The 23,987-nt window shown below is 62.1% G+C and carries 25 protein-coding genes; 15 read left to right on the top strand and 10 right to left on the bottom strand.

Annotated elements, in window-relative coordinates; all coding sequences use genetic code 11:
- Window positions 1–82: 82 nt before the first annotated feature.
- Window positions 83–781, top strand: a complete 699-nt coding sequence (locus tag AC244_RS32340; RefSeq protein ID WP_053252923.1) for a corrinoid protein — start codon at window positions 83–85, stop codon at window positions 779–781.
- 254 nt (window positions 782–1,035) lie between these two features.
- Here AC244_RS32340 and AC244_RS32335 read toward each other — a convergent pair whose 3' ends face one another.
- Window positions 1,036–1,194 carry a hypothetical protein gene (locus AC244_RS32335; RefSeq protein WP_053252922.1) on the bottom strand — a complete coding sequence of 53 codons (159 nt, stop codon included), beginning with the start codon at window positions 1,192–1,194 and terminating at the stop codon, window positions 1,036–1,038.
- A gap of 39 nt (window positions 1,195–1,233) precedes the next feature.
- On the opposite strand from AC244_RS32335, the gene AC244_RS32330 reads away from it, so the two are divergent.
- Window positions 1,234–1,854 (top strand): DUF1638 domain-containing protein, encoded by a 621-nt coding sequence (locus AC244_RS32330; RefSeq protein WP_053252921.1) that lies wholly within the window; start codon window positions 1,234–1,236, stop codon window positions 1,852–1,854.
- A gap of 48 nt (window positions 1,855–1,902) precedes the next feature.
- Here AC244_RS32330 and AC244_RS32325 read toward each other — a convergent pair whose 3' ends face one another.
- Window positions 1,903–3,132 (bottom strand): GGDEF domain-containing protein, encoded by a 1,230-nt coding sequence (locus tag AC244_RS32325; protein WP_082367304.1) that lies wholly within the window; start codon window positions 3,130–3,132, stop codon window positions 1,903–1,905.
- A 249-nt stretch (window positions 3,133–3,381) separates the two neighbouring features.
- Here AC244_RS32325 and AC244_RS32320 point away from each other — a divergent pair, with 249 nt between their 5' ends.
- The 7 genes from AC244_RS32320 to AC244_RS32290 all read left to right on the top strand — a co-directional run bounded on the left by AC244_RS32320 (window position 3,382) and on the right by AC244_RS32290 (window position 10,583).
- Window positions 3,382–4,185, top strand: coding sequence for a formyl transferase (locus tag AC244_RS32320; protein WP_053252920.1), 804 nt, complete (start codon window positions 3,382–3,384; stop codon window positions 4,183–4,185).
- 258 nt (window positions 4,186–4,443) lie between these two features.
- Window positions 4,444–4,746: a virulence factor gene (locus tag AC244_RS32315; protein WP_053252919.1), complete on the top strand. Its 303-nt coding sequence runs from the start codon at window positions 4,444–4,446 to the stop codon at window positions 4,744–4,746.
- Window positions 4,739–5,347, top strand: a complete 609-nt coding sequence (locus AC244_RS32310; protein WP_053252918.1) for a methylenetetrahydrofolate reductase C-terminal domain-containing protein — start codon at window positions 4,739–4,741, stop codon at window positions 5,345–5,347. Before AC244_RS32315 ends, AC244_RS32310 begins: the two co-directional genes overlap by 8 nt.
- The gene (locus tag AC244_RS32305; protein ID WP_053252917.1) at window positions 5,344–6,435 is read left to right on the top strand and encodes a methylenetetrahydrofolate reductase; all 1,092 of its coding nucleotides are present in this window, start codon (window positions 5,344–5,346) and stop codon (window positions 6,433–6,435) included. The genes AC244_RS32310 and AC244_RS32305 overlap by 4 nt, the downstream gene beginning before the upstream one ends.
- A 99-nt stretch (window positions 6,436–6,534) precedes the next feature.
- Window positions 6,535–7,500, top strand: a complete 966-nt coding sequence (locus tag AC244_RS32300; protein WP_053252916.1) for a methyltetrahydrofolate cobalamin methyltransferase — start codon at window positions 6,535–6,537, stop codon at window positions 7,498–7,500.
- Window positions 7,501–8,000: 500 nt separating this feature from the next.
- The gene (locus AC244_RS32295; RefSeq protein ID WP_053252915.1) at window positions 8,001–8,348 is read left to right on the top strand and encodes a hypothetical protein; all 348 of its coding nucleotides are present in this window, start codon (window positions 8,001–8,003) and stop codon (window positions 8,346–8,348) included.
- A gap of 162 nt (window positions 8,349–8,510) precedes the next feature.
- Window positions 8,511–10,583, top strand: a complete 2,073-nt coding sequence (locus tag AC244_RS32290) for an ASKHA domain-containing protein (protein WP_053252914.1) — start codon at window positions 8,511–8,513, stop codon at window positions 10,581–10,583.
- 386 nt (window positions 10,584–10,969) lie between these two features.
- On the opposite strand, the gene AC244_RS32285 is transcribed toward AC244_RS32290, so the two are convergent.
- The 4 genes from AC244_RS32285 to AC244_RS32270 form a co-directional block, all read right to left on the bottom strand.
- Window positions 10,970–11,437 (bottom strand): SRPBCC family protein, encoded by a 468-nt coding sequence (locus AC244_RS32285; RefSeq protein ID WP_053252913.1) that lies wholly within the window; start codon window positions 11,435–11,437, stop codon window positions 10,970–10,972.
- Between the two features lie 53 nt (window positions 11,438–11,490).
- Window positions 11,491–11,802: an ArsR/SmtB family transcription factor gene (locus AC244_RS32280; protein ID WP_053252912.1), complete on the bottom strand. Its 312-nt coding sequence runs from the start codon at window positions 11,800–11,802 to the stop codon at window positions 11,491–11,493.
- Window positions 11,803–11,983: 181 nt separating this feature from the next.
- Window positions 11,984–12,637, bottom strand: a complete 654-nt coding sequence (locus AC244_RS32275; RefSeq protein WP_053252911.1) for a VIT1/CCC1 transporter family protein — start codon at window positions 12,635–12,637, stop codon at window positions 11,984–11,986.
- 61 nt (window positions 12,638–12,698) lie between these two features.
- Entirely contained in the window at window positions 12,699–13,622 is a 924-nt protein-coding gene (locus tag AC244_RS32270) for a LysR substrate-binding domain-containing protein (RefSeq protein WP_053252910.1), read from the bottom strand.
- A 113-nt stretch (window positions 13,623–13,735) separates the two neighbouring features.
- On the opposite strand from AC244_RS32270, the gene AC244_RS32265 reads away from it, so the two are divergent.
- From AC244_RS32265 to AC244_RS32250, 5 genes are all read left to right on the top strand, one after another.
- Window positions 13,736–14,056 carry a hypothetical protein gene (locus AC244_RS32265; RefSeq protein WP_053252909.1) on the top strand — a complete coding sequence of 107 codons (321 nt, stop codon included), beginning with the start codon at window positions 13,736–13,738 and terminating at the stop codon, window positions 14,054–14,056.
- A 97-nt stretch (window positions 14,057–14,153) separates the two neighbouring features.
- The gene (locus tag AC244_RS32260) at window positions 14,154–14,357 is read left to right on the top strand and encodes a hypothetical protein (protein WP_053252908.1); all 204 of its coding nucleotides are present in this window, start codon (window positions 14,154–14,156) and stop codon (window positions 14,355–14,357) included.
- 160 nt (window positions 14,358–14,517) lie between these two features.
- Window positions 14,518–14,829 (top strand): hypothetical protein, encoded by a 312-nt coding sequence (locus tag AC244_RS37775; RefSeq protein ID WP_152976204.1) that lies wholly within the window; start codon window positions 14,518–14,520, stop codon window positions 14,827–14,829.
- On the top strand, window positions 14,826–15,830 hold the full coding sequence (locus AC244_RS32255) for a GlxA family transcriptional regulator (protein ID WP_057210910.1): 1,005 nt from the start codon (window positions 14,826–14,828) through the stop codon (window positions 15,828–15,830). Before AC244_RS37775 ends, AC244_RS32255 begins: the two co-directional genes overlap by 4 nt.
- A gap of 1,148 nt (window positions 15,831–16,978) precedes the next feature.
- A complete protein-coding gene (locus tag AC244_RS32250) occupies window positions 16,979–17,578 on the top strand; it encodes a YdeI/OmpD-associated family protein (protein ID WP_053252907.1) in 600 nt (199 codons plus the stop codon).
- A gap of 101 nt (window positions 17,579–17,679) precedes the next feature.
- On the opposite strand, the gene AC244_RS32245 is transcribed toward AC244_RS32250, so the two are convergent.
- The 4 genes from AC244_RS32245 to AC244_RS32230 all read right to left on the bottom strand — a co-directional run bounded on the left by AC244_RS32245 (window position 17,680) and on the right by AC244_RS32230 (window position 22,365).
- A complete protein-coding gene (locus tag AC244_RS32245; protein ID WP_053252906.1) occupies window positions 17,680–18,162 on the bottom strand; it encodes a VOC family protein in 483 nt (160 codons plus the stop codon).
- Window positions 18,163–18,343: 181 nt separating this feature from the next.
- Window positions 18,344–19,645, bottom strand: coding sequence for a sensor domain-containing diguanylate cyclase (locus tag AC244_RS32240; protein ID WP_063934184.1), 1,302 nt, complete (start codon window positions 19,643–19,645; stop codon window positions 18,344–18,346).
- Window positions 19,646–20,054: 409 nt separating this feature from the next.
- The gene (locus AC244_RS32235) at window positions 20,055–20,888 is read right to left on the bottom strand and encodes a response regulator (RefSeq protein ID WP_053252904.1); all 834 of its coding nucleotides are present in this window, start codon (window positions 20,886–20,888) and stop codon (window positions 20,055–20,057) included.
- A 409-nt stretch (window positions 20,889–21,297) separates the two neighbouring features.
- Window positions 21,298–22,365, bottom strand: a complete 1,068-nt coding sequence (locus AC244_RS32230) for a cyclic nucleotide-gated ion channel (RefSeq protein ID WP_053252903.1) — start codon at window positions 22,363–22,365, stop codon at window positions 21,298–21,300.
- 211 nt (window positions 22,366–22,576) lie between these two features.
- Between AC244_RS32230 and AC244_RS32225 the strand changes: the two genes are divergently transcribed.
- Window positions 22,577–23,986 (top strand): adenylate/guanylate cyclase domain-containing protein, encoded by a 1,410-nt coding sequence (locus AC244_RS32225; protein WP_053252902.1) that lies wholly within the window; start codon window positions 22,577–22,579, stop codon window positions 23,984–23,986.
- Window position 23,987: the final 1 nt, after the last annotated feature.

Here is a 23,987-nt window from a genome sequence, read left to right as displayed (position 1 = left end):
GATTTTTACACGTCGACCGCTATTGATTGGTGAACGTGTCCGGATTTTAGCCCGGCCGTGCCAGGAACCGAGGAACCCTACTATGGCAGACGATGAAATCATTCTCGAGGACCTTTCCGACGAGGAACTTGTGCAGCAGATGCATGACGACCTCTATGACGGCCTCAAGGAGGAGATCGAGGACGGAACCAACATCCTGCTCAAGCGCGGTTGGACGCCCTACGACGTCCTGACCCAGGCGCTGGTCGAAGGCATGCGCATCGTCGGCGTCGACTTCCGTGACGGCATCCTGTTCGTGCCGGAAGTTCTGCTGTCGGCCAATGCGATGAAGGCCGGCATGTTCATTCTGCGGCCGCTGCTCGCCGAAACCGGCGCACCGAAGCTCGGCAAGATGGTCATCGGCACCGTCAAGGGCGACATTCACGACATCGGCAAGAACCTCGTCGGCATGATGATGGAAGGCGCCGGCTTCGACGTCGTCGACCTCGGCATCAACAATCCGGTCGAAAATTATCTGGAAGCGATCGAGCGCGAGCAGCCGGACATTCTCGGCATGTCGGCGCTGCTGACCACCACCATGCCCTACATGAAGGTCGTCATCGATACGCTGAAGGAAAAAGGACTGCGTGACGACTACGTCGTTCTCGTCGGCGGCGCGCCGCTCAACGAGGAATTCGGCAAGGCCGTCGGCGCCGACGCCTATTGCCGCGACGCGGCGATCGCGGTCGAAACCGCCAAGGACTTCATGAAGCGCAAGCACAACCTGCTCGCTGCCGGCTGAGCCTGCTTCACGAACACGGAAAGCCGGCCGCAGCAATGACGCTCGCGGCCGGCTTTTCATTTGCTGGCATGAAAACGGTGGGATTTTGCGATGCGGCGCAACCGCCCACCATGCGGCGATGTCGATGGAAAATCGGCGCGTCCGAACTGTCTCTTTATGTTCCTCGCCGCGACGGGCGCGGAACATCAAGCGAGAAGCCCGGGCATCAAAGCGGATCGAGCCCGAACTCGGCGCGCGGCGCCTCAGACGGAGGCTCAGTTGGCGGCGCGGACCACCTTCTTGCCGGCCGCCTGTGTCGCGTTGACGGTGTTTGCGGTATCCTGGCCGATGCCACGGATCGTATTGCCGCAGGCGCTCAGCGTCGTAAGGGCGATGAGAATGGCGCCGACGGTGGCAAGAGTTTGTGTTTTCATGGCCAGTTTCCTTCACGTTGATCACTGGATGGAATCGAGATGGAAAAAGTATCGCGCGCAATAGAACGTGCACAACCGGAAAAAGTTCACGTCATCGGTTGTGGCGCCATCGCGCGCGAAATCCTCGCCATCTGTCAGGCCAACAAGCTCGACCATGTCGACCTGACCTGTCTGCCCGCCATCTGGCACAACACCCCCGACAAGATCACGCCGGGTGTCAGGGAGGCGATCGCCAAGGCGCGGCAGGAGGGCTTTGAGCGCATCTTCGTCGCCTATGCCGATTGCGGCACCGGCGGCCACCTGGACCGGCTCTGCGAAGAAGAACGTGTCGAGCGCATCCCCGGCCCGCACTGCTACTCCTTCTTCGCCGGCAACGACGCCTTCGCCAGCCGCTGGGACGACGATATCACCGCCTTCTTTCTCACCGATTTCCTCGCCCGCCAGTTCGAGGCCTTCGTCATCGAACCGCTCGGCCTCAAGCGCCATCCGGAGCTCAGGGACATGTATTTCGGCCACTACCGTAAGCTCGTCTATCTCTCGCAGCAGGAGGACGAGGCGCTGCAGGCAAAGGCCAAAGAGGCCGCCGACTATCTCGGCCTCGAATACGAATACCGGTTCACGGGCTATGGCGACCTGACGACGTCGCTCTTGGGCGCTTGACCCTCAACCGCCCCCTGGTGCAATTCAAGGCAAGGGAAGCGGCGGAGGTCAGCTCGCCAGCGGGATCGGAGCCCGGGCCGTGTCGTCCCCTGGGCCTGAGCCGGTCGGACCGCGCCGCGCGACGTCAAAGATCGACACGGTATTCCGGCCATCGCGCTTCGCCTGGTAGAGCGCAGCATCCGCCGCTCGAAGCAGGTCTTCCAGCGAGGCTTCGTCGGCATTGCCGAAGGCGACGCCAAGGCTTGCCGTGACGAGTTGTCCGTCGCCAAGGCCACGGTTGCGGATGCGAAGCGCCTCGATCGCCGCCCTGATCCTCTCTGCCGTTTCGATTGCCTGCTCCTGTTCGACATCAGTCATCAGCACCAGGATTTCCTCGCCACCGAAGCGGAAGGTTTCGCCCGCGCTGCCAACCTCAAGCAGGATGCAATGGCAGACGGCACGCAGGCAATCGTCGCCTTCGATATGGCCGTGAACGTCGTTGAAGAGCTTGAAGCGGTCGATATCGAGCATGATCACCGCCACGGCGGCAGCACTCTGCCTGCTCCAGATTGTCTGGCGCACCCGCGCCAGCGAATGGCGGTTGAAGAGACCGGTCAGTTCGTCGCGCTCAGATTTGCGCTCCAGCTCAGCATGCAGCAGGCTGCCGCGCAGTTGGTGAAGGAAATTCAGCCGATCCTTGTGCTCCATGAAATAGGCGCTCATCGCCAGGAAAATCGTCAGCGTGACATAGAAGGTGACGATCCCGGTATAGGTGACATCGTCGAAGGTGCCGTTCAGCTTCGTCGTTGTGAATTGCACTGCACACATCAGTGCCAGACCGACCAAGATAGTCAAAATTCGAGGCCGGAGTGCGACGACGAAGAACAGGAACGCCGCGACATTGCCGTTCTGGTAGACGAACAGGTAGGGACTGTTGCTGAAGACGGCGACCGACATCGGCAGCGACACACCGAGCACCGCGACAGAGATGGACAACAGATCGTAGTTGCGCGCGCTCGGCCAGCGCCTGAGTGCCAGCACGCTGAAGAGGGCAAAGGGCGTGAAGATGCCGAAGCGCACGGTGACGAGTTCAGAGAACACATCCGGCATCATCGTTGCGTCGCCGAAGAAGACGCTGTCGTAGATCAGCGTGCCGATGATTGCCCAGACAGCCGCAAGTCTGATGCGGCTTGCGGCGTAGTCGTGAAGGAACGCCGTCTCGATATCGGGCGAAAAGCGCAGGAACTTGAACCCGCGGCCGATCTGGCGATCAACGTCCCCTAGCGTCACGACGCCCATCCTCGACTCTCCGGCTTGTGAAACGGACGCATGAGAGGTGACACAAAAAGCTGAACACGCCCTAAAGAGCGGTCGGGCTGCGCAGCTTCTGCTCATCAGGCGAGCGCAGCAGTCCAGCGATCAGACGGACAACAAGCCGAGAAACGACACACCGCCTGTGACGCCCTCGGTTGCCCGCGCTAGCAGCATTAAGTCGCCGGTAACTTGGCAGCCGCCATATCTGCAACGACCAACGCATCAGAGGCCGGCATGGCGGACGCAGAAAACGAGATCATGGTCACCGGTAAGCGGCCGGGCCGCGTCGTCGTGGTGACGGCGGGCGGCGAGAATCCATGGATCATGATCAACGCGCTTTCGGCGCGCTTCGACGATGTCGTCGTCTTCGAGGAACAGCCGGAATCCAAGGGTCTCTTCCTGCGCCGGCGGGCGCGAAAGCTCGGTTGGCCGACGGCGATCGGGCAACTGGCGACGATGATCGCCTCGCGTTTCGGCAAGCGCTTTACCCGGCAAAGAGCGGACGAGATCCTGAGGCTCTACGGTGTCTCAGGCGTGCCGGATCCCAGGGTGCGGATGCAGCAGATCGTTTCGGTGAACGACGCCGGCGCCGTGTCCGAGATCCGGCAGCTCGCCCCGCAAGTCGTCTTTCTCATCAGTTGCCGCATGTTGACGAAGGCGACGCTTGCGGCAATGCCCTGCCCGGTCGTCAATTTCCATGCCGGCATCAATCCGCGCTATCGCGGGCTGATGGGCGGCTACTGGGCGCGGATCAACGACGACGTCGGCAATTTCGGCGCGAGCGTGCATCTCGTCGACGAAGGCGTCGACACCGGCGGCATTCTCTACCAGTCGCGCCAGACGCCCACAGAAGCCGACACGATGCACACCTATCCGCTGCTGCAGACGGCCGCCTCCACCGACATCGCCATTGCCGCAATCGACGATGCTCTGCAAGGCAAGCTGCGATCGCTCGATGTCGCAGGCCCGTCGCAACAATGGTATCACCCGCCAATCTGGACATGGCTCTGGAACGGAATTCGGCGCGGCATCTGGTAGGAAAATTGGGCGGAGCGCGACAACTGTCGCGTCACCACATTTGGCCGTTCGAAGGCTCTAAGCCCCTGAAATTTCTAGCACTCCCCAATAGATGGACTTACCGTGCCCCGGACTTGCTCGCATCGCGGCAACGCGTAGAGTGCTGGGTGTTTTCAACGTTCTACGCCGGCGTCGTTTTTGGACATATCCAACGTCGTGGCGAGGTGAGCCACGACGCCGGGACATAAGCATTGTCGCAGAAGAGGAGAACGACACCCGATGGCAGATCGCATAATCGTCTACTGGCGCGACATCCCGGCCCAGGTCATCATCAAACGGGGCCGCACGACCGCAAAGCGCGAGCTTTCGCTGCGCTTCACCGAGGCGATCGACATGTGCGCCATGCGCACTGGTGCTGCCGAAACCGACGATTATCTCGCCGAATGGCGCAAGGCCGACCCCGTGCCGGTTTCCGACGACCTGGAAGCGGAAGCCGACCGTGCCGCTTCCGAACTCGAAGCGGCCTTTGATCGCGAGCGCCTGGTCGCCCTGGTCAAGGCAGGAGGCCGCGACAATGGCTGACCCGAAGGTCGCAGACGCAATCGAAACGAAGATCGTCAAGGGCAACGCCGCACCCGCTGCCAAGGCCGCGACCGGCGCCTATACCCCAGCCGGCGTCTCCCCCAGCCGCCGCTCGCGCCACAAATATACCGTTCGCCTATGGGCCGTGCGCCATTCGCGCTTCCTCGAATGGTTCTACAACCGCTTTGCCGACATGTTCCTGCTCTTGCATCCGTTGTGGAAGGCGATCGGCTACAACAGGGTGGAGCGACCCGTCACCTTCGTCGAACGCCACGTCAAAGGCTTTCTCTTCGACTGTCGCATGTGCGGTCAGTGCGCACTGTCATCGACCGGCATGTCCTGCCCGATGAACTGTCCGAAGCAGCTGCGCAACGGCCCCTGCGGCGGCGTGCGCGCCAACGGCAATTGCGAGGTCGAGCCGGATATGCCCTGCGTCTGGGTGCAGGCGTGGAAAGGCTCGCAGAATATGGTGAAGGGCGATGCGATCATGAACGTGCAGAAGCCGGTGAACCAGTCGCTGCGCGAAACCTCCTCTTGGCTGCGGGTGACGGCGGAAGCCGCAGCCCTCCGCGAAGCTCAGGCAAAAGAGAACCAGGCATGAGCCCCGACTACAACCCACACGATCCCGGCGCGCCGCTCGATCCCTTGCCCGGTCACTCCTCGCGTGGACGGCTCGAGCGCGTGCTGCGCCGCGGCGAATTCGCGGTGACCGCCGAACTCAACCCGCCCGACAGCGCCAACCCGCAGGACGTCTACGAGCGCGCCGCGATTTTCGACGGCTGGGTCGACGGCATCAACGCGGTCGATGCTTCGGGCGCCAATTGCCACATGTCGTCGGTCGGCATCTGCGCGCTCCTGACGCGCATGGGCTATGCGCCGATCATGCAGATTGCCTGCCGCGACAAGAACCGCATCGCCATCCAGGGCGACGTGCTCGGCGCCTCGGCCATGGGCGTGCAGAACGTCCTGTGCCTGACCGGCGATGGCGTGCAGGCCGGCGATCAGCCGGGCGCCAAGCCGGTGTTCGACCTCGACTGCATGTCGCTGCTCGAAACCGTGCGCATCATGCGCGACAATTCCAAGTTCCTCTCGGGCCGCAAGCTGACGACGCCGCCACAGGTGTTTCTTGGTGCCGCCATCAACCCCTTTGCCCCGCCCTATGACTTCCGCCCCTATCGGCTGGCCAAGAAGATCGAGGCCGGCGCACAGTTCGTGCAGAGCCAGTATTGCTTCGACGTGCCGATGTTCCGCGAGTACATGAAGAAGGTGCGCGATCTCGGCCTGCACGAAAAATGCTTCATCCTGGTCGGCGTCGGGCCGATGGCGTCAGCCAAGACCGCCCGCTGGATCCGCTCCAACGTGCCGGGCATCCACATTCCCGACAGCATCATCACGCGGCTGGAAGGTGCCCAGGACCAGAAAAAGGAAGGCAAGCAGCTCTGCATCGACATTATCAACGAGGTCAAGGAGATCGAAGGCGTCTCCGGCGTCCACGTCATGGCCTATCGTCAGGAAGAATATGTCGCAGAGATCGTGCATGAATCGGGCGTGCTGAAGGGCCGCAAGCCCTGGAAGCACGAGACGCTGCCGACCGATGCACTTGTCGCCTCCCGCATGGAGCACATTCGCGAAGGCAAGGAAGAAAACCAGCAGGAGATGGCCGAGGCCGCCGCCCACCATCCCCACTGAGGCAATTGCAGACAAACCGGCGCGGGTTCGATCCCGCGCCTTACATCGATCAACGGGTGAGATTACATAGCCCGACGCCACAGGATCAAAGGATCTTACATGACCCGTACCATCGTCGCTTCCGCAACCCGCGAAATCATCATCGGTTTCGACCAGCCCTTCTGCGTCATTGGCGAACGCATCAACCCGACCGGCCGCAAGAAGCTGGCAGCGGAAATGATCGAAGGCAATTTCGACACCGTCATCCATGATGCGCTGGCACAGGTCGCCGCGGGTGCGACGATGCTCGACGTCAATGCCGGCGTCACCGCCGTCAACCCGAACGAGACCGAACCGCCGCTCCTGGTTCGGACACTGGAAATCGTTCAGGGCCTCGTCGACGTGCCGCTGTCGATCGACAGCTCGGTATCTGCCGCCATCGAGGCAGCGTTGCGCGTCGCCAAGGGCCGGCCGCTCGTCAACTCCGTCACCGGCGAAGAGGAAAAGCTCGAGGCGATCCTGCCGCTCTGCAAGAAGTACGACGTGCCGGTTGTGGCCATTTCCAATGACGAAACCGGCATTTCGGAAGATCCTGATGTGCGTTTCGCGGTCGCCAAGAAGATCGTCGAGCGCGCCGCCGACTACGGCATCAAGTCGCACGACATCATTGTCGATCCGCTGGTCATGCCAATCGGCGCCATGGGTACCGCCGGAAAGCAGGTCTTTGCGCTTCTGCGCCGCCTGCGCGAGGAACTGAAAGTCAACACCACCTGCGGCCTTTCCAACATCTCCTTCGGCCTGCCCCACCGCCACGGCATCAACGCGGGCTTCATTCCGATGGTCATCGGCGCCGGCATGACGTCGGCGATCATGAACCCCTGCCGCCCGCAGGAAATGGAGGCCGTCCGCGCCGCCAACGTTCTGAACGGCACCGACCCGAACTGCACCCACTGGATCAAGACCTACCGCGACCACAAGCCGGCCGAAGGCGGCCACGTGGTTGCAGCCGCTCCGGTCGCTGCTGCAGCTGGCGGACGCCGTGGCGGCCGTGCTGCGCGCACCGGCGTTGCTGCGGCGCTCGAATAGGTTCTTGCTCGCCACCGCGCGGCATATGAAGGGGACAACCCGGCCATGAGAAGCTTTCTGCGCCTCTTGGCCCTGATTGTCCCCTTGGCCCTCATCGCCAGATACGCACTGTTTGAGGGTGCGGACGAGTTTGAAAGGTTCTACGGTGCGCTCAGGACCTAAAGCATGTCGCGCAAAAGTGCGCAGCGGTTTTGCGAATAACGACATGCTCGAAAAATAGAACTTAAAGCGCGACGAGCGGATCCTGGAGATCGCGACGCGCTTTAAGTCCTGCCGGTCCTGTTGGTAAACCTCGCGGTGTTTGCCGTCATGCTTGTTGCGTTGACGGCGAATAAGATCAATCCTGGCTCTCAGAAGCGGGTCGCGAATATCCTTTTCTGGGTGGGCTCGACAACACTGGCGGCAGCGTTTGCCTGGGCAATCGCAGTCGCCAAACTGACCAAGGCATCATAGTCAGGCATCCGAGCGCCGCTGTTGCGGCCCAAGAGCAGGGATCATCGATGACAACGCGCCGACTTCATCTGGACACGTTCACGCTTTGGTTCGAGGCCCCTTTCGTCATGGCGCTTCGGCTGCACGAAATGCAACTGGCGGCATTGACCGGAAAAACCCAGGATTCGACCGAGCTTAACCGCATGGTCTCCGAAAAGATGGCCGCCACTGCCGAGAGCGTCATGGCCGTAAACATGGCGCTGTGGCGCGCCGCCTTCGACAATACGGTGCGGCTGATGACCGGCGGAGGCGCGTCGCTTGGCCTGGGCGGAACGACGATCGCTGCCGCCGCCCTGAAACCCTACGGCAAGCGCGTGCGCGGCAATGCCCGGCGCCTGTCGCGCAAGACGTCGTGAACGGACACGCCCTCACGAGCGCAACCCTGACGAAATGATGCTCGCAGATCTTTCCATGTCGGGATCTGACAACTATCAGGCAGCATTCCGGTGCAGTCTGAAGCCGTTTACCCATGCTTCGGTCCATCGGACAGAAGCGGCCCTGAGGAAAGACAGAACAGAATGCGCATCGAAGGCACTTCCGAAATCGAGACCAACATGACCGAAGCCGCGCACAAGGACCCCCTCGTTCTGTTCATGCCGTCGGGCAAGCGCAGCCGCTTCCCGGTCGGCACGCCGGTTCTCGATGCCGCACGCTCGCTCGGGGTCTATGTCGAAAGCGTCTGCGGCGGCCGCGCCACCTGCGGGCGCTGTCAGATCGAGGTGCAGGAAGGCAACTTCGCCAAGCACAAGATCGTCTCCTCCAACGACCATATTTCGCCTGTTGGCCCGAAGGAGCAGCGCTACGCCTCCGTGCGCGAGCTGCCCGACGGACGCCGCCTCTCCTGTTCCGCCCATATCCTCGGCGATCTCGTCATCGACGTGCCGCAGGACACGGTCATCAACGCCCAGGTGGTGCGCAAGGCGGCGAGCGACCGGGTGATCGAGCGCAACGCCGCCGTCCAGCTCTGCTACGTCGAAGTCGACGAGCCCGACATGCACAAGCCGCTCGGCGATCTCGACCGGCTGAAGGTGATGCTGGAGAAGGACTGGGGCTGGAAGGACCTGCTGATCGCGCCGCACCTGATCCCACAGATCCAGGGCATCCTGCGCAAGGGCAACTGGGCGGTCACCGCCGCGATCCACCGCGACATGGATTCCTCGCGCCCCTTCATCGTCGGCCTGTGGCCGGGCCTGAAGAACGAGGCCTATGGTGTTGCCTGCGACATCGGCTCGACGACCATCGCCATGCACCTGGTGTCGCTGCTGTCGGGCCGCATCGTCGGCTCCTCGGGCACGTCAAACCCGCAGATCCGCTTCGGCGAAGACCTGATGAGCCGCGTTTCCTACGTGATGATGAACCCCGATGGCCGCGAGGCCATGACCAAGGCGGTGCGCGAAGCGGTCAACAGCCTGATCGGCAAGGTCTGCGCCGAAGGTGACGTCGACCGTCACGACATTCTCGACATGGTGTTCGTCGGCAACCCGATCATGCACCACCTGTTCCTCGGCATCGATCCGACCGAACTCGGCCAGGCGCCGTTTGCGCTCGCCGTCTCCGGCGCGCTGCAATATTGGGCGCACGAAATCGACATCGACGTCAACCGCGGCGCGCGGCTCTACATGTTGCCCTGCATCGCCGGACATGTCGGCGCCGATGCGGCCGGTGCGACGCTTTCGGAAGGGCCCTACCGCCAGGACAAGATGATGCTGCTCGTCGATGTCGGCACCAATGCCGAGATCGTACTCGGCAACAAAGATCGCGTCGTCGCCGCCTCCTCGCCAACCGGCCCCGCCTTCGAAGGTGCGGAAATCTCCTCCGGCCAGCGTGCCGCCCCCGGCGCGATCGAGCGCGTGCGCATCGACCCCGAGACGCTGGAGCCGCGCTTCCGCGTCATCGGCGTCGACAAATGGTCCGACGAGGACGGCTTTGCCGAGGCGGCGGCTTCCGTCGGCGTCACCGGCATCTGCGGCTCGGCAATCATCGAGATCGTCGCCGAGATGTATCTCTCCGGCATCATCTCGCAGGACGGCGTCGTCGATGGCGCGATGGCGGCGAAAAGCCCGCGCATCATCCCCAACGGCCGCACCTTCTCCTATCTGCTGCACCAGGGCGAACAGCGCATCACCGTGACGCAGAACGACATCCGCGCCATCCAGCTCGCCAAGGCGGCGCTTTATGCCGGCATCAAGCTCTTGATGGAAAAGCTTGATATCGACCATGTCGACACCATCCGCTTTGCCGGCGCCTTCGGCTCCTTCATCGACCCGAAATACGCCATGGTGCTGGGCCTGATCCCGGACTGCGACCTTGATGAGGTGAAAGCGGTCGGCAATGCCGCCGGCACCGGCGCGCTGATGGCGCTCCTGAACCGCGGCCACCGCCGCGAGATCGAGCAAACCGTCAGCAAAATCGAGAAGATAGAGACCGCACTTGAATCAAAATTTCAGGAGCATTTCATCAACGCGATGGCGATGCCGAACAAGGTCGACGCCTTCCCGAAACTGTCTGCGGTCGTCACCCTGCCGGAGCGCAAGGTGACCGGCGACGACGGCGAAGCCGGCGGCCGTCGCCGGCGGCGCAGCCGGGAGTAGGCCGGCCCGGCACAGGACAGTCCCGGAATCCCGAGCGGTTTTCGTCCTCACGCCCGCTACCCTCGCTCGCCCCTCACCCTAACCCTCTCCCCGCTTGCGGGGAGATTGAACGTGGTCACCTCGCAGGGATCGCCACTTGACGGCTGCTGCCGGCAAGCGGCGGCAATCGCGAGCCTACAGCGCCGCGCGTCTTATCAGACGCGCAAAGGTCGCTGTAGTACTTTGAAGCTGCATGTTTTTATCCTTAAATCGGCTAGGATTTAAGGAAACATGCAGTAGCTGTAGATACGATCGGGCTCGGCACATCCCTTCTCCCCGCCCGCGGGGAGAAGGTCGCGGCAGCGGGATGAGGGGCCCGGTCCGCAAGGGCTTTAAACCGCGACGCGTCACGCAGCCTTTGCCGCAAACGCCGCCAGCAACCCTGCCCATCCGCCTTCGGAATCGAGCGCCGCGCGGGCTTCGCTCGCCTTGTCGCCATAATTGCCGATATCGCGATGTTCGAGCAGCACCATCGTGCCGCCATCCGTCGTGGGTTCGAAGGTCACCTCCACCTCGGTCCGGAAATCGGGATCGAACACCCAGTCGGCGTTGAGCTGCCAGGCAAAGAGGATGCGCCTCGGCCGCTCGCAGGCCAGCACCCGCCCCCATTGCTTCTCTTCGCCGGAATTGCCGATCTCGTACCAGCGACCGCCAGCAAACGGCTCGACCACGACGGTCTTCTGTCCGCTTGTCGTCAGGCTATGGCTCTTCAGCCACCAATCGCCCATCGCTGAAACGAAGATATCGAAAGCGCGCTCCTGGTCAGCGCGGACCGTGACGGCCTTGCGCACCGGAGCCGGTTGGATGACATGCATGGCACGGCCTCCCACTACACTATGCACTCACGGTCATCGCGAGGCTGAATGTTTCAACTCGTCTCGTCACGATCTGCAATTGCCTTGAAAGCTGCTAGCTGGTCGCCCCAGAATCGGTCGAGCCATTGCCGCAGCGGCCCGAGACCGTCGGGATCGATGGCATAGATTCGCCGCGTGCCCAATGGCACGTCGTTGACCAGCCCCGCCTCCTTCAACACTTTCAGATGCTGCGATATCGCCGGCTGCGACACCGGCAATGACCGGGCGATATCAGCAACTGAGCGGCCGCCCGTCGCGAGTTTCTCGATGATCGCCCGCCGGGTCGGATCCGCAAGCGCGGCAAGCACTCTGCCTTCATAAGTCATGCCTTATTATAAGCCGATACTTATGATATGCAAGCCGAACGCCATCGCCGCCACCCGATGCTCCTGCCGACCCCGCGCGAGAGCATCGCGTCATAAAAAATGCATTAGAATTCAGTTTGTTACAGGCCGGACATGAATCTAGATACGAGCCCGAGCCGCGCCGGTGGCGTCGGACCCTTTTCTACCCGCCGAGCGCAATCGTGATTGCCACCAGCACAGCACCGATCGCGGTCATGGCGAAAGCCATTGGCCACGGGCTGCGGCCCATGTAGCGGCCAAGCTGAGCGCCGATCGCAAACAACATCACCAGCGCGATGCCGTTCGAAACGCGCATGGCGACATCGATGCGCTCGATCAAAAGGAACGGAATGCTGGGCGGCAGTGTCGAAATGACGACGAGTGCGAAGATGGCGAGCGCCGCCTTGAGATCGCGGCCGGTGACGACCGCTCTCCGCGGGTCCGCGGGCAACGTGCGAACGCGCTGCAGAATTGCTTCCACCTCGTTTTCCGAAGCCACGAGACGCACATCGTCGGGCAGGCTGTCGAGAAACAGCTGGCGCGCGCTGGCGAGCGGCTCGCTCCTCAAAGCAGCAACAAAGCCGCGGCGCTTGACCCTTTCCACCGCTGTCGTCAACACATGCATGACGCCATCGACGATGCCCCAGGCGACGTTACAGCCGAAGGCGGCGACCAGCATCGCGTTCACCGTGCCGCCGCCACCGACCGCCACACTCATCGTGCCGGTGAAGGACAGCGCCATCAGCAGCCCGAAGATGATCTCCGACAGGCGATCGATCGGATCCAGAATGGGGCGCGGCTGGTCATCTCGTGCCATGGCACGCCATCCCCTGCGTGAAGGTCAATGGTTGACGATAGGGCCGGAGCCGGCCGCTCGGTCAGGCAACCGCTGACGCAAGCCGCACCTCTCCCGACTGCATCCTCAATTCGGCGAAAGCTTCGCGAACGTGATCTGCCACCGCCAGCACCGGCGCCGACGCGCCGTCGATCACCTGCAGGCCGATATCGTAGTGACCAAGGTCCGGCAGGCCGTCGCGCTCGCCAAGCTGCACCATATCGCCGTGGACGAGATAACGCGGCAGCGGCGCGATGGCGAGGCCAGCCAGCACTGCAGCCCGTTGCCCGGTCGTGTAGGCGCTGAGGAAGGCGATGCGGAACCTGCGGCCAGCGCGCGACAGCTTCTCCACCGCATCGGCCCGCCAGACGCAGCCATCCTCCCACATCGACACCGGCAGCGGATCCCTAAGATGGGCATTGCCGCATTTGGCGCCGGCCCAGACGAGCTTCTCCTGCATCAGGATCTCGCCGTTCGTCGGCGCAACATCGGTCAGGCTGTTGAAGATGGCGATGTCGAGGCGATGCTCGTCGACGCGTTTGCGCATGGCGCCGCTCATGCCGATCGACACGTCGACAGTCACATTCGGATAGGATTCGGCAAAACGCTTCAGCACTTCGGGCAGGATGCGCTCGCCGACATCCTCGGGCGCGCCAACGCGCACGACGCCGTTCATGTCGGGCAGCAGGAAGCGCGACACCGTCTCGTTGTTGAGCGCCAGCAGGCGTCGGGCAAAGCCCAGCAGCATCTCTCCTTTCGGCGTCAGCGACACCGAGCGCGCATCGCGCAGGAAGAGCGTACATCCGAGCAACTCTTCCAGCTTCTTGATCTGCATCGAAACCGCCGACGGCGTGCGGTAGACCGTTTCGGCCGCGGTGGTGAAGTTGCCAGTCTCGGCGATGGCGACAAAAGTCTTCAACACGTCCATTTCCAGGAGCGGAAGCGCGTGGCGCATCATCATGTTCATGGCGGCATCCTTATTCAATAAAACTGACAGATTGCTTCAATCCATTTCGTTTGATTGAACATCAACAAAGACCGATAGTCAAGTTGCAAGGACGGTAAGGAAGGAAACCAGTCATGTCCGCGACAACAATGGTCTTCGCTGCCCCGCAGGACATCCGGCACGTGAGCAAGGTGAAACCCAAGATGAACCGCACTCCCGACCATGCCGTGCGAATGGCAGATACCCTGCCTGCCAGACAGGCCAATGCCGACGGCGATCTCGTGCTGTCGTTGCTCTCCCGTGTGCAATCGCTGATCGACGGCATTGCGCGAAAACGACTGGCAAAACGCATCGCCCGGAATCGGGTGGAAGCCCAACGCGAATTGGCGAAACTACCCAAACGGGTCCGCAACGACCTCATCTTTGGCGAGACGCTGATTGATCACCATGTTTGATGAAAGACATCAAACATATTCGTTTGAATGATGATTAGGGTTGCGACATATATAGATCGTGGTCGCGACCTCTGAGGCACTCAGAAGGAGCCATGAAATGTCTACTATCCATCTATCCCAGACCTCGGAGCGGGCATCCTCCCACTCGTCCATCCCGGGTCTCTTCAATCTTCGTGCACGCGCCTGGGCTGCCTGGAAGCGTTATGCCAACGAACGTGCGCTTGAAAATCTGTCCTACGACACGATGAAGGACATCGGCTTTCCCTCCGTCGACGATGCGGTGCACAAGACGGAACAATGAATGACCGACTGACCTGTTCTCGGGGACCCAAGACCCCGAGTGCGAACCGCTGAAGGGCACCGTCGAGAAGGCGGTGCCCTTCTTCTTTTGCGGCTTCTCTTGAAGGCCTTGGCGGATACAGCCGGGCGCTAAAACGCCGTGAACCGTTCTTCGGGAGAATTTGTCCGATACCGACACCTGGCATTCCCACCATTCGCGCGTCGCAATCGGCAAACACAACCCAAAGGCGTTCTTTGCGAAAATTACGCACCTCTGGCGTTTCTTGTCAGATTACGTCAGTCGCGCCGGCAAATCTGTCGCATTCCTTACAAAAGCCGCAAAGCCGGCTCGGCAGCGGCTTTCCCGCCCCATGTCGCAATGCGAAATGTCTTTGCGGTCGCTGCTTTCCATGCCAATGTCGCAAACAGACAAGCCGGAAGGTATCTTCCAAGCGACGAATATACGGCATCGCCAAGCATGGGAAGCCACATGAACAAGCCCTTGACCAAAAAGCGTTCTCTCGTCTTCTTCCTGGTGCCGAACTTTTCCATGCTGCCGTTTTCGGCCGCCATTGAAACGCTCCGCATCGCCAACCGCATGCTCGGCTATGAGGCCTATACATGGCGCCTCACATCGACCGACGGCGAAAAGGTTCTCTCCTCGAGCGGCATCGCCCTTGAGGTCAACTCGTCGCTGGCCGACGAACGCAAGTTCCTCGGTGGGGAAAACCGTCCGTCGATGGTGCTGGTCTGTTCCGGCATCTATGTCGAGGATTTCAACAACAAGTCCGTCAATGCCTGGCTACGCGAGGTCTACAACCGCGGCGTCGCCGTCGGCAGCCTCTGTACCGGCGCCCATGTGCTGGCATCGGCCGGCCTCTTGACGGGCAAGCGCTGCGCCATTCATTGGGAAAACCTGCCGGGCTTCTCCGAGAACTTCCCGCAGGTCGACGTCTATGCCGACCTCTATGAAATCGACAGCAACATCTACACCTGCGCCGGCGGCACCGCCTCGCTCGACATGATGCTGAACCTGATCGACCAGGATTTCGGCGAGAATCTCGTCAACCGCGTCTGCGAACAGGCGCTGACCGACCGCGTGCGTGGGCCCCACGATCGCCAGCGACTGCCGCTGCGCGCCCGTCTCGGCGTCCAGAACGCCAAGGTGCTGTCGATCATCGAACTGATGGAAGGTAACCTTGCCGAACCGCTGTCGCTCTTGGAGATCGCCGAGGGCGCCGACCTGTCGCGCCGTCAGATCGAACGGCTGTTCCGCCAGGAAATGGGTCGCTCCCCTGCCCGCTACTATCTGGAAATCCGGCTCGACCGGGCTCGCCACCTCCTGATCCAGTCTTCGATGCCGGTGGTCGAAGTGGCCGTCGCCTGCGGCTTCGTCTCCGCGTCGCACTTCTCCAAGTGTTATCGCGAACTCTACAACCGCTCGCCGCAGCAGGAGCGCGCCGACCGCAAGCTGACGCTGCAGATGGCGCGGTAGGAACTGTACGACCACACAAAAGGGCGGGTCTTCCGCCCTTTTTGCTGGAAACAAGCTGCGGCGCTACGGAGTCGCCAGCCTTCCGCTCCGTCATGCTCGGGTTTAACCCGAGCATCCAGGTCGCGGGCGAAAAAGCGTCCCTTGTGTCGCAGATGGATCCTCGGGTCGAGCCCGAGGATGACGGGAGGAGAGCTCGGGCATCTGCATGGCAACGGTTCAGATGCGGAATCATCCGCCCCTTTTGTTCCACCGACAGGATCCGGGGGGCAGTCGCAGGCTCCCCTCGCCGTCATGCTCGGGTTTAACCCGAGCATCCAAGTCGCCAGCACGATAGCGCCCTTTGCGCCGTAAAATGGATCCTCGGATCGAGCCCGACGATGACGGGAGGAGAACTCGGGCATCTGCATGGCAACGGTTCAGATGCGGAATCATCCGCCTTTTTGCTCCACCGACAGGATCCGGGGGGCAGTCGCAGGCAATTCCCCTCGCCGTCATGCTCGGGTTTAACCCGAGCATCCAAGTCGCCAGCACGATAGCGCCCTTTGCGCCGTAAAATGGATGCTCGGATCGAGCACGACGATGACGGGAGGAGAACTCGGGCATCTGCATGGCAACGGTTCAGATGCGGAATCATCCGCCGTTTTGTTCCACCGACAGGATCCGGGGGGCAGTCGCAGGCAATTCTCCTCGCCGTCATGCTCGGGTTTAACCCGAGCATCCAAGTCGCCAGCACGATAGCGCCCTTTGCGCCGTAAAATGGATCCTCGGATCGAGCCCGACGATGACGGGAGAAGAGCTCGGGCATCTGCATGGCAACGGTTCAGATGCGGAATTATCCGCCCTTTTGTTCCACCGACAGGATCCTGGGGGCAGTCGCAGGCAATTCTCCTCGCCGTCATGCTCGGGTTTAACCCGAGCATCCAGGTCGTGGGCGCAATAGTGTCCCTTATGTCGTAGATGGATCCTCGGATCGAGCCCGAGGATGACGGGAGCAGAGTTCACCGTGCCTGCACCGTGCAGAACCACTCGATCCGCCGGCCGGCTTGCGCACTCGCGATTTTGCCTTGAATGTCACGGCCCTGGGAATCACGGGACGCCGCAGCGTTCCGTTTGAGCTCAGAGCCCCACGATCAGGAGCAATTTGCCCTATGGCACCCGTGATTATCGATCCCGACAAGGTCCACGAATTCGAGGACGCGGAGCGCTTCTACACCTGGCTCGGCGCCCATCATGCCAGCGAAACCGAGGTCTGGATCAAGATCCACAAGGTAAGCTCCGGGCTGAAATCGATCACGCCGAAGGAAGCGATCGACGTGATCCTGTGCTGGGGCTGGATCGACGGCGTGCGCAAGGGCCTCGACGACCGGAGCTTCCTGCAGCGCTACACCCCGCGCGGCAAGAAAAGCATCTGGAGCCAGATCAACGTCGACAATGTCACAAGGCTCATCGCCGAGGGCCGGATGACCCCGCACGGGTTGAAGGAGGTCGAAGCCGCCAAGGCCGATGGCCGCTGGGACCGCGCCTATGGCAGCGGCAAGGACATGAAGATCCCGGACGACCTGCAGGCGGCCATCGACGCCGAGCCTCTGGCCCGCGAAATGCTGACAAAGCTGAGCGAGCAGAACCGCTTCGCGCTCGCCTTCCGCACCCACAACATGAAGACGGAGGCCGGGCGCCGGAAAAAGATCGAGACCTTCGTCGAGATGCTGAAGCGCGGCGAGACGATTTATCCACAGGCAAGGAAATAGCCCGCACCGTGTCGTCCGAACAGGGGCCAAGACCGGTGTCGCTGCGCCGGTCAAACCTTCAGCCCTTGCCCCTCCCTACCGGGCTTTCCCCCGGCGGCTCTTCACCCGTGGCTATGGAACGCGCGTTCGAGTGCGGCGATATCGAGCTTGATCATGCCGAGCATAGCCTCCGCCGCCCGCCTGGCGCGATCACGGTCGGAATGGGCGATCATGTCGCCCAGCGCCCTCGGCACGATCTGCCAGCAGAGCCCCCAACGATCCCGGATCCAGCCGCACTGCTCGGGCTCACCACCGTTTTCGAGCAGCGCATTCCAGAGACGATCGATCTCCTCCTGACTGTCGCATTGGATCACGATCGAGAAGGCATGATTGAACGGGTCGAGCGGCCCGGCTTCGAGCGCCATGAATTGCTGGTTTCCCAGCGTGAACTCGATCAACTTGACGCTGTCGGCCGGACCGCTCGGCGACTCCGCCGGCAGCGTCGTCGTGCGGATGATCGCCGAATTGGGGACGACCGAGATGTAGAACTCGACGGCGTCGAGCGCGTCTTTCTCGAACCAGAGGTTTGAAACGACATTCGTCATCTGCAGACTCCTCTTCGCATAGCTGCAACATGTCCAGCTAACTAGAGGACGTTTCGCCGATGTCAGGGCCGACAACGCCCAGGGATTTATTGCGGGCACACCGGCAAGAAACGCTACCGCGCCGTTATGCGAGAACAAATCCGCCCGCCGGACCGTCAGAAAAACGGCAGATTGCTGCCAATTACGACGCCAGCGCATCCAGCAGCGCCAGCTCGGAGATCACCCGGTTTCGCCCGGCATGCTTGGCCATGTAGAGAAACTGGTCGGCCGCATGCAGATAGTTCTCGAAGGATTCCGGCGCCTCGATCGTCGCAAGGCCGATCGACACAGTGATCGACAGTTCTTCGTCGTCCGCAACGATGCGCGATTTTGACAGCTCGATGCGAAGCTTCTCGCAGAAGGCGAAAGCGCGCTGGACGTCGAAACCGTTGAACAGGATGCCGAACTCCTCGCCGCCGAGACGGGCGAGCAGGTGTTCGTCGCCGACCAGCGTCGTCAGCCGTTTTGCGACATGCTTCAGGACGACGTCGCCGATCTCGTGGCCATAGGTATCGTTCAGCCGCTTGAAATGGTCGATGTCGAGAATGGCGATCGCGGTCGTCTCGCCGCGGCGCAGGCATTGCTCGACCAGGCGCGGGCCGGTCAGGAAGAAATGGCGGCGGTTGTAGATGTCGGTGAGATAATCGCTCGCCGCCTGGCGCTGCAGCGTCTGCAGCCGTTTCTGGATACCGGCGGCATGGGCGATGCGACCGTTGAACTCGGCTTCCAGGAACGGTTTCTGGATGAAGTCGGTACCACCCGCCTCGAGGAAACGCGCACCGATCCGGCGGTCGCCGCTGTCGGAAAGCGCGATCACCGGCAACGCCTCGTCGCCCTGGCGCCGGCGCACTTCGGCAAGCAGCGCCGCGCCGGTCATGTCGGCAAGGTCCAGATCGGTGATGACGAGATCGATCGCCTCGCCGGAATCAAGCACCTGCAGCGCATCGGCGGCGCAAGCGACCTCGCAGACCGAAATCCGTTGCCGGCGCAGGATGTCGGCAAGCTCGGCCCGCGACGGCGTGTCGGAATCGGCAAGCAGCACTGTCGTCTTGCCGTTGGTCAAAGCCCGGTCGACGGCACCGATCAGCAGATTGATCGATTCCGGCTGGTTCTTGATGACGCAATCGAGCGCGCCGCGACCGAGGATCTGCTCGCGCGTGCTGTCGTTGAACGCCGTGGTGAAGACCACGGCCGGCACATGATTGGCGAGGATGAAGTCGAGCGCCTCGCAATTGGGCGCGTCGGGAAGGTTGAGGTCGAGCACGGCAAGCGAGAAGCTGTCAGGCGCTGCCGCGATCTCCTGACGCAAAGCTTCCAGCGAGGCGCAATGGCTGACCCGGATGCCATGCACCGTCTCCAGGCCGTATTTCAGCGCGGTGGCAAACATGCGGGAATCTTCGATGAGCAGCATGCGCTTGTCGCTGTGCTTCTGCACAGAATTCATCCGACCCGGCGTGCGGCGCAATCTCACGTCCCTGCAAATCCCGATTTCGAGCCGCAGGCGTGCTGTCCCCTGGAGGGTGACGCTGGCTCCCAATATACTGATATACCCGGCACGGATCGCGCCAGACGTTTCGTCTTGGCATGACCAGGCGTGACCGGGTTCCCCACTTTTTATTGCGGCCGATTGAAGACGGTCCGGATTGCAATTTCGTTAATGCGGCAACCGTAAGGAGTCTTTTCTTGCGACCCGGGCAATTTTGCGGGTCGCAAGCGCAGGAAAGCTGCAATGGCGCCGGCGCGAATGCCCGACGGAAGAGCGCCATCGTCTTCAATCGAAGGCGGCGGTCAAGGTCCAGGCGCTGTGCCCGCTGACCCTTCAGCCGGCGAGCGCGGCGGGATCGGCCGCCGGCCTACGCCGGGACTTTTACCTTTTCGCTCAAGGTCTTGATCTTGGTCAGCGTGTCGAGGTTCTGGTTGACGCGGCAATAGAACTCCTCGTTGACGAAGGGGCGCACGACGAAGTCGTTGCCGCCGGCCTTGAGGAAGCGCGCCGACAGGAGCCGGTTGGTCGAGGACGAAACGCCGATGATGCGCAGCTGATGCGGGCCATAGGCGCTGCGGATGCGCCGCGTCAGCTCGAAGCCGTCGATATCGGGCATGTTGTAATCGGTGATGACGAGGCCGATATCGGGATTGTTCTTGAGGATTTCGAGGGCAACGGCACCGTTCTCGGCCGAGCTGGTGCGGAAGTTGTAGCGCTTCAGCTGCGTCGTCAGAAGCGCGCGCGCCGTCGGGCTGTCATCGACGATCAGCACATGGTGCTTGTGGTTGGTGAGGAACCGGCAAACCGATTCCGCCAGCATGTCGACGGCAAAGACGCTGTCCTTGATGACGTAGTCGACGATCTCCATGGCCAGGATCTTCTCGCGCGTCGATTCCTGGAACGAGCCGGTGAAGACCACGGTCGGCACGCTCATCTCGATGAGATAGTTGAGCGCCTCGCCATTTTCGGCGCCGGGCAGATTGATGTTGGAAATGGCCAGCGACGCCGGAAACGTCGCATTTTCGACGGCAAACTGCAGATCGTCATAGTCACGGCAGACGATGACGTCGATGTCGAACAGCTCTTTCAGCCGCTTCGAGACCATCGACGAAAACAGGTTGGAGTCCTCGGCAAGCACGATGCGGTGCTCAGCAAGAGATTCACCGGAATAGTACATTCCGGAAACGCCGAAAAATGACATTGATCGCCTATAAGAAAGAGTGTCCCCGAAGCCATGCTAGAGGAGAAAGACTTTCCCGGCTGTTAATGAGCGGGCGGTGAAATGGCCGCTTAGGCGCGCTTGCGTTCGGGTCTGGGCATAATACCAAGTCTCGGTGATAGGAACCTATAGGACAGGCTCGATCGGGTTTTCTGGCCAGGAGAGGTCCGCGGAGCGATGCTCATGCATCGGTCAAGGATCTCGACGCCGCCAGAAAGCCCGAGAAGCCTGCCGAAGGTGGTCCATGGCTGATCTCTGGCGTCGTTGCGATGCTTGCCCGATGCGTCAGCATCGACCTGCGCACCGCGCCTAGCCAGAGATCAGCCATGGACCATCCTATAGGTTTCTATCATCGAGACTTGGTATAAGACCCAATGGCCATACAGGTCCGTCAAGCCTTCGGCGTCGCGCCGCGCCGTTCGAGCGCGGTCTTGCGGATGATCTCCGCGATCTCCGGGTTGCTGCTGGACAGCATCTGGAAATCCTCCGAATACAGCGACAGCAGCGAGACCTCGGTCGCCGCGCTGACGGTCGCCGAACGGGGCTCGCCCGTAATCAGCGCCATCTCGCCGAAGAAGCTGCCGGCGCCAAGCTCCACCGGGTTCGGTGTCGCGATGCTGACGCGACCCTCGACGATGAAGAACATCTGGTCGCCGGTCTCGCCCTTGCGGCAGATGACAGCGCCCGCCGGCACGACGCGGGGCCTCAGCGCCCGCACGATCTCGACGAGCGCGGCCGAGCCAAGCCTCTGAAACAGTGGCACGGCCGCCACCAACTGCCAATTGCGCACGAAGTCCCGGCGACGGACTTCTTCGTAGAAGCCGGTGGCGAGGACGCCGGCCCAGAGCGCAAAGATGCCGATGCCGCACATCATGACCAGCCCGGCAAGAACGCGGCCGGCGAAGCTTTGCGGAATCTTGTCGCCATAGCCGGTGGTCGACAGCGTCACCACCGCCCACCACATCGCCTGGGGGATGCTGCCGAACGTGTCCGGCTGGACGTCGCGCTCGATGAGATAGGCCGTGAGCGCCGCGCCGAAAAGAACGATGCCGAAGATCGAGGTGATGCCGATCAGGTTACGTGCCTGTTTGCTCAGGACCCTGCCCATAAGCCGGAAGAAGGGCGATCCGCGCAGAGGCTTCAGCAGCCAGATGGCACAGTAGAGGCTCTGATCGCGCGTGCCGACGAACAGCACCGCGGCGAGAGGAACCAAGACAGCAAGCACATCGATAGCAACCGCCGGCAGACTGTCGCGAACGTCTCTCGCGCGCTGCGCGATCAGCGTATCGATCAGTTGCAGGACATAGATGGCCCAGATGAGAGCGAGCAGGACCTCCAAATTGAGCCTGGTTCGTCCGGTCATGTCCGGTGTGGTGAGTGCAGCGACCGCCACAAGCCCGACCGCGGCGAGCAGCCCGCCGAGCGGCGCAGAAATCTTCGAGAACGGCCGTACCGACATTCAACGCTCCCGCGGCCTACACCCTCTTAGAATAAGATGCTTCAGGCCAAGCGCAAAGGGGCCAACGAGACGGCCCTGGAGCAGAGTTGACCTTGGCAAAAGCGTCGACGCGGCACCGGCTCCCATCGGCTGGTCGAAGAGCCGGTTGAGCTTCTCAGCGCGCCCAAGACAAGGCGCTGACCGCGTGCCTGTTTCAGTATAAGATACCACCATGAGCGAAACCCAGGCCCTCTTCGACGTGCTGCGCCAGTCGGTGGCACCCGCCTTCGCCGATGCCCTCGAGCGGCACGTGCGCGACGCGCCGGACCGCAAGCTCGGCCGCATCAATGCGCTCGCCTTTGCCGCCGAATACGGGCTGGACGAAGAAAAAACCATCGCCGGCTTCCTGCACGCCTCGCGCCTCGGACTGTTCGAGCTGTCCTGGAATGTGCTGTGCCCTGGCTGCGGCGGCGTGCTCGACGCCAACACGTCGCTGAAAACCGTGCAGAGCGAGGCCTATACCTGCGCGCTCTGCGCCGCCGGCTATGAGCCGACGCTGGACGAGATGATCGAGGTCACCTTTACCGTCAGCCCGCGTGTCCGCCATATCGAGGCCCACAATCCGCACGAGCTGCCGGCCGCCGAATATTTCCGCCAGATCTACTGGGGGTCCGGCGTCGACCTGCCGGACGATGATTTCGAGGAAAAGGTCGAGGAGTTCCTTATCGAGACGCTCGAATTGCCGCCCGGTGAAAAGGCGGTCATCGCGCTGCAGCTTCCGGCGGAGTTCGTCATCATCTTCGAGCCGGTGACCCATGCGGCGCAGTTCCTCGACGTATCGGGAGAGCCGACGAAGGAAAAACGAAACCTGTCCCTGGTGTTCGACCGCACGCACCGGCACAACGAGACCATCAGCCTGCAGCCGGGGCCGCTGCGCATCCAGGTGGAAAACCATGCGGAGGTGCGCACCCTGCCGAGCGTCTGCATCGCCGGCGAAGCGCTGCATGCGCTGCTCGGGCGCCGGCGCCCCTTCCTGACGGCCAAGCGGCTGCTCTCCAACCAGACGTTCCGCGACATCTATCGCACCGATACGATCGACGTCGATCAGCGCCTTAAGATCACCAGCCTGACGTTCCTGTTTACCGACCTGCGCGGCTCGACCGAGCTTTACGAGCGCGTCGGCGACCTCGCCGCCTTCGACCTGGTGAAGACCCATTTCAGCGTGCTCAACGAGATCGTGGCCGCCGAGGCCGGCGCCGTGGTCAAGACGATCGGCGACGCCGTGATGGCAACCTTCCCGACACCGGACCGCGCCATTGCCGCGGCCATGCGGATGCGCGACGCCATGCGCCAGCTCAACCAGGAGCGCAGCAGCGAGGACCTCCTGTTGAAGATCGGCATCCACGAAGGGCCCTGCATCGCCGTCAGCCTCAACGAACGGCAGGACTATTTCGGCCAGACGGTCAACATCGCTTCGCGGGTGCAGCACCTCGCCACCGCCCAGGAGATCTTCGCCACCAGCGCGGTGCTCAAGCATCCGGCCGCCGCCGACCTGCTCAGCGACCGCGGCCTCAACCCGATGACCCACAACGTCACGCTGCGCGGCATCACCAACGAGATCAGCATTTTCGCGATACCTTGAG

The organism is Ensifer adhaerens (genome assembly GCF_001270265.1).
GTDB lineage: Bacteria > Pseudomonadota > Alphaproteobacteria > Rhizobiales > Rhizobiaceae > Ensifer > Ensifer adhaerens_B.
This window is presented reverse-complemented; position numbering and strand designations above follow the sequence as displayed.

Excerpts from the sequence above, each read along its gene's own strand:
- AC244_RS32340 (WP_053252923.1), top strand. The coding sequence starts at position 83 with ATGGCAGACGATGAAATCATTCTCGAGGACCTTTCCGACGAGGAACTT.
- AC244_RS32335 (WP_053252922.1), bottom strand. The coding sequence starts at position 1,194 with ATGAAAACACAAACTCTTGCCACCGTCGGCGCCATTCTCATCGCCCTT.
- AC244_RS32330 (WP_053252921.1), top strand. The coding sequence starts at position 1,234 with ATGGAAAAAGTATCGCGCGCAATAGAACGTGCACAACCGGAAAAAGTT.
- AC244_RS32325 (WP_082367304.1), bottom strand. The coding sequence starts at position 3,132 with ATGGGCGTCGTGACGCTAGGGGACGTTGATCGCCAGATCGGCCGCGGG.
- AC244_RS32320 (WP_053252920.1), top strand. The coding sequence starts at position 3,382 with ATGGCGGACGCAGAAAACGAGATCATGGTCACCGGTAAGCGGCCGGGC.
- AC244_RS32315 (WP_053252919.1), top strand. The coding sequence starts at position 4,444 with ATGGCAGATCGCATAATCGTCTACTGGCGCGACATCCCGGCCCAGGTC.
- AC244_RS32310 (WP_053252918.1), top strand. The coding sequence starts at position 4,739 with ATGGCTGACCCGAAGGTCGCAGACGCAATCGAAACGAAGATCGTCAAG.
- AC244_RS32305 (WP_053252917.1), top strand. The coding sequence starts at position 5,344 with ATGAGCCCCGACTACAACCCACACGATCCCGGCGCGCCGCTCGATCCC.
- AC244_RS32300 (WP_053252916.1), top strand. The coding sequence starts at position 6,535 with ATGACCCGTACCATCGTCGCTTCCGCAACCCGCGAAATCATCATCGGT.
- AC244_RS32295 (WP_053252915.1), top strand. The coding sequence starts at position 8,001 with ATGACAACGCGCCGACTTCATCTGGACACGTTCACGCTTTGGTTCGAG.
- AC244_RS32290 (WP_053252914.1), top strand. The coding sequence starts at position 8,511 with ATGCGCATCGAAGGCACTTCCGAAATCGAGACCAACATGACCGAAGCC.
- AC244_RS32285 (WP_053252913.1), bottom strand. The coding sequence starts at position 11,437 with ATGCATGTCATCCAACCGGCTCCGGTGCGCAAGGCCGTCACGGTCCGC.
- AC244_RS32280 (WP_053252912.1), bottom strand. The coding sequence starts at position 11,802 with ATGACTTATGAAGGCAGAGTGCTTGCCGCGCTTGCGGATCCGACCCGG.
- AC244_RS32275 (WP_053252911.1), bottom strand. The coding sequence starts at position 12,637 with ATGGCACGAGATGACCAGCCGCGCCCCATTCTGGATCCGATCGATCGC.
- AC244_RS32270 (WP_053252910.1), bottom strand. The coding sequence starts at position 13,622 with ATGAACATGATGATGCGCCACGCGCTTCCGCTCCTGGAAATGGACGTG.
- AC244_RS32265 (WP_053252909.1), top strand. The coding sequence starts at position 13,736 with ATGTCCGCGACAACAATGGTCTTCGCTGCCCCGCAGGACATCCGGCAC.
- AC244_RS32260 (WP_053252908.1), top strand. The coding sequence starts at position 14,154 with ATGTCTACTATCCATCTATCCCAGACCTCGGAGCGGGCATCCTCCCAC.
- AC244_RS32255 (WP_057210910.1), top strand. The coding sequence starts at position 14,826 with ATGAACAAGCCCTTGACCAAAAAGCGTTCTCTCGTCTTCTTCCTGGTG.
- AC244_RS32250 (WP_053252907.1), top strand. The coding sequence starts at position 16,979 with ATGGCACCCGTGATTATCGATCCCGACAAGGTCCACGAATTCGAGGAC.
- AC244_RS32245 (WP_053252906.1), bottom strand. The coding sequence starts at position 18,162 with ATGACGAATGTCGTTTCAAACCTCTGGTTCGAGAAAGACGCGCTCGAC.
- AC244_RS32240 (WP_063934184.1), bottom strand. The coding sequence starts at position 19,645 with ATGAATTCTGTGCAGAAGCACAGCGACAAGCGCATGCTGCTCATCGAA.
- AC244_RS32235 (WP_053252904.1), bottom strand. The coding sequence starts at position 20,888 with ATGTCATTTTTCGGCGTTTCCGGAATGTACTATTCCGGTGAATCTCTT.
- AC244_RS32230 (WP_053252903.1), bottom strand. The coding sequence starts at position 22,365 with ATGTCGGTACGGCCGTTCTCGAAGATTTCTGCGCCGCTCGGCGGGCTG.
- AC244_RS32225 (WP_053252902.1), top strand. The coding sequence starts at position 22,577 with ATGAGCGAAACCCAGGCCCTCTTCGACGTGCTGCGCCAGTCGGTGGCA.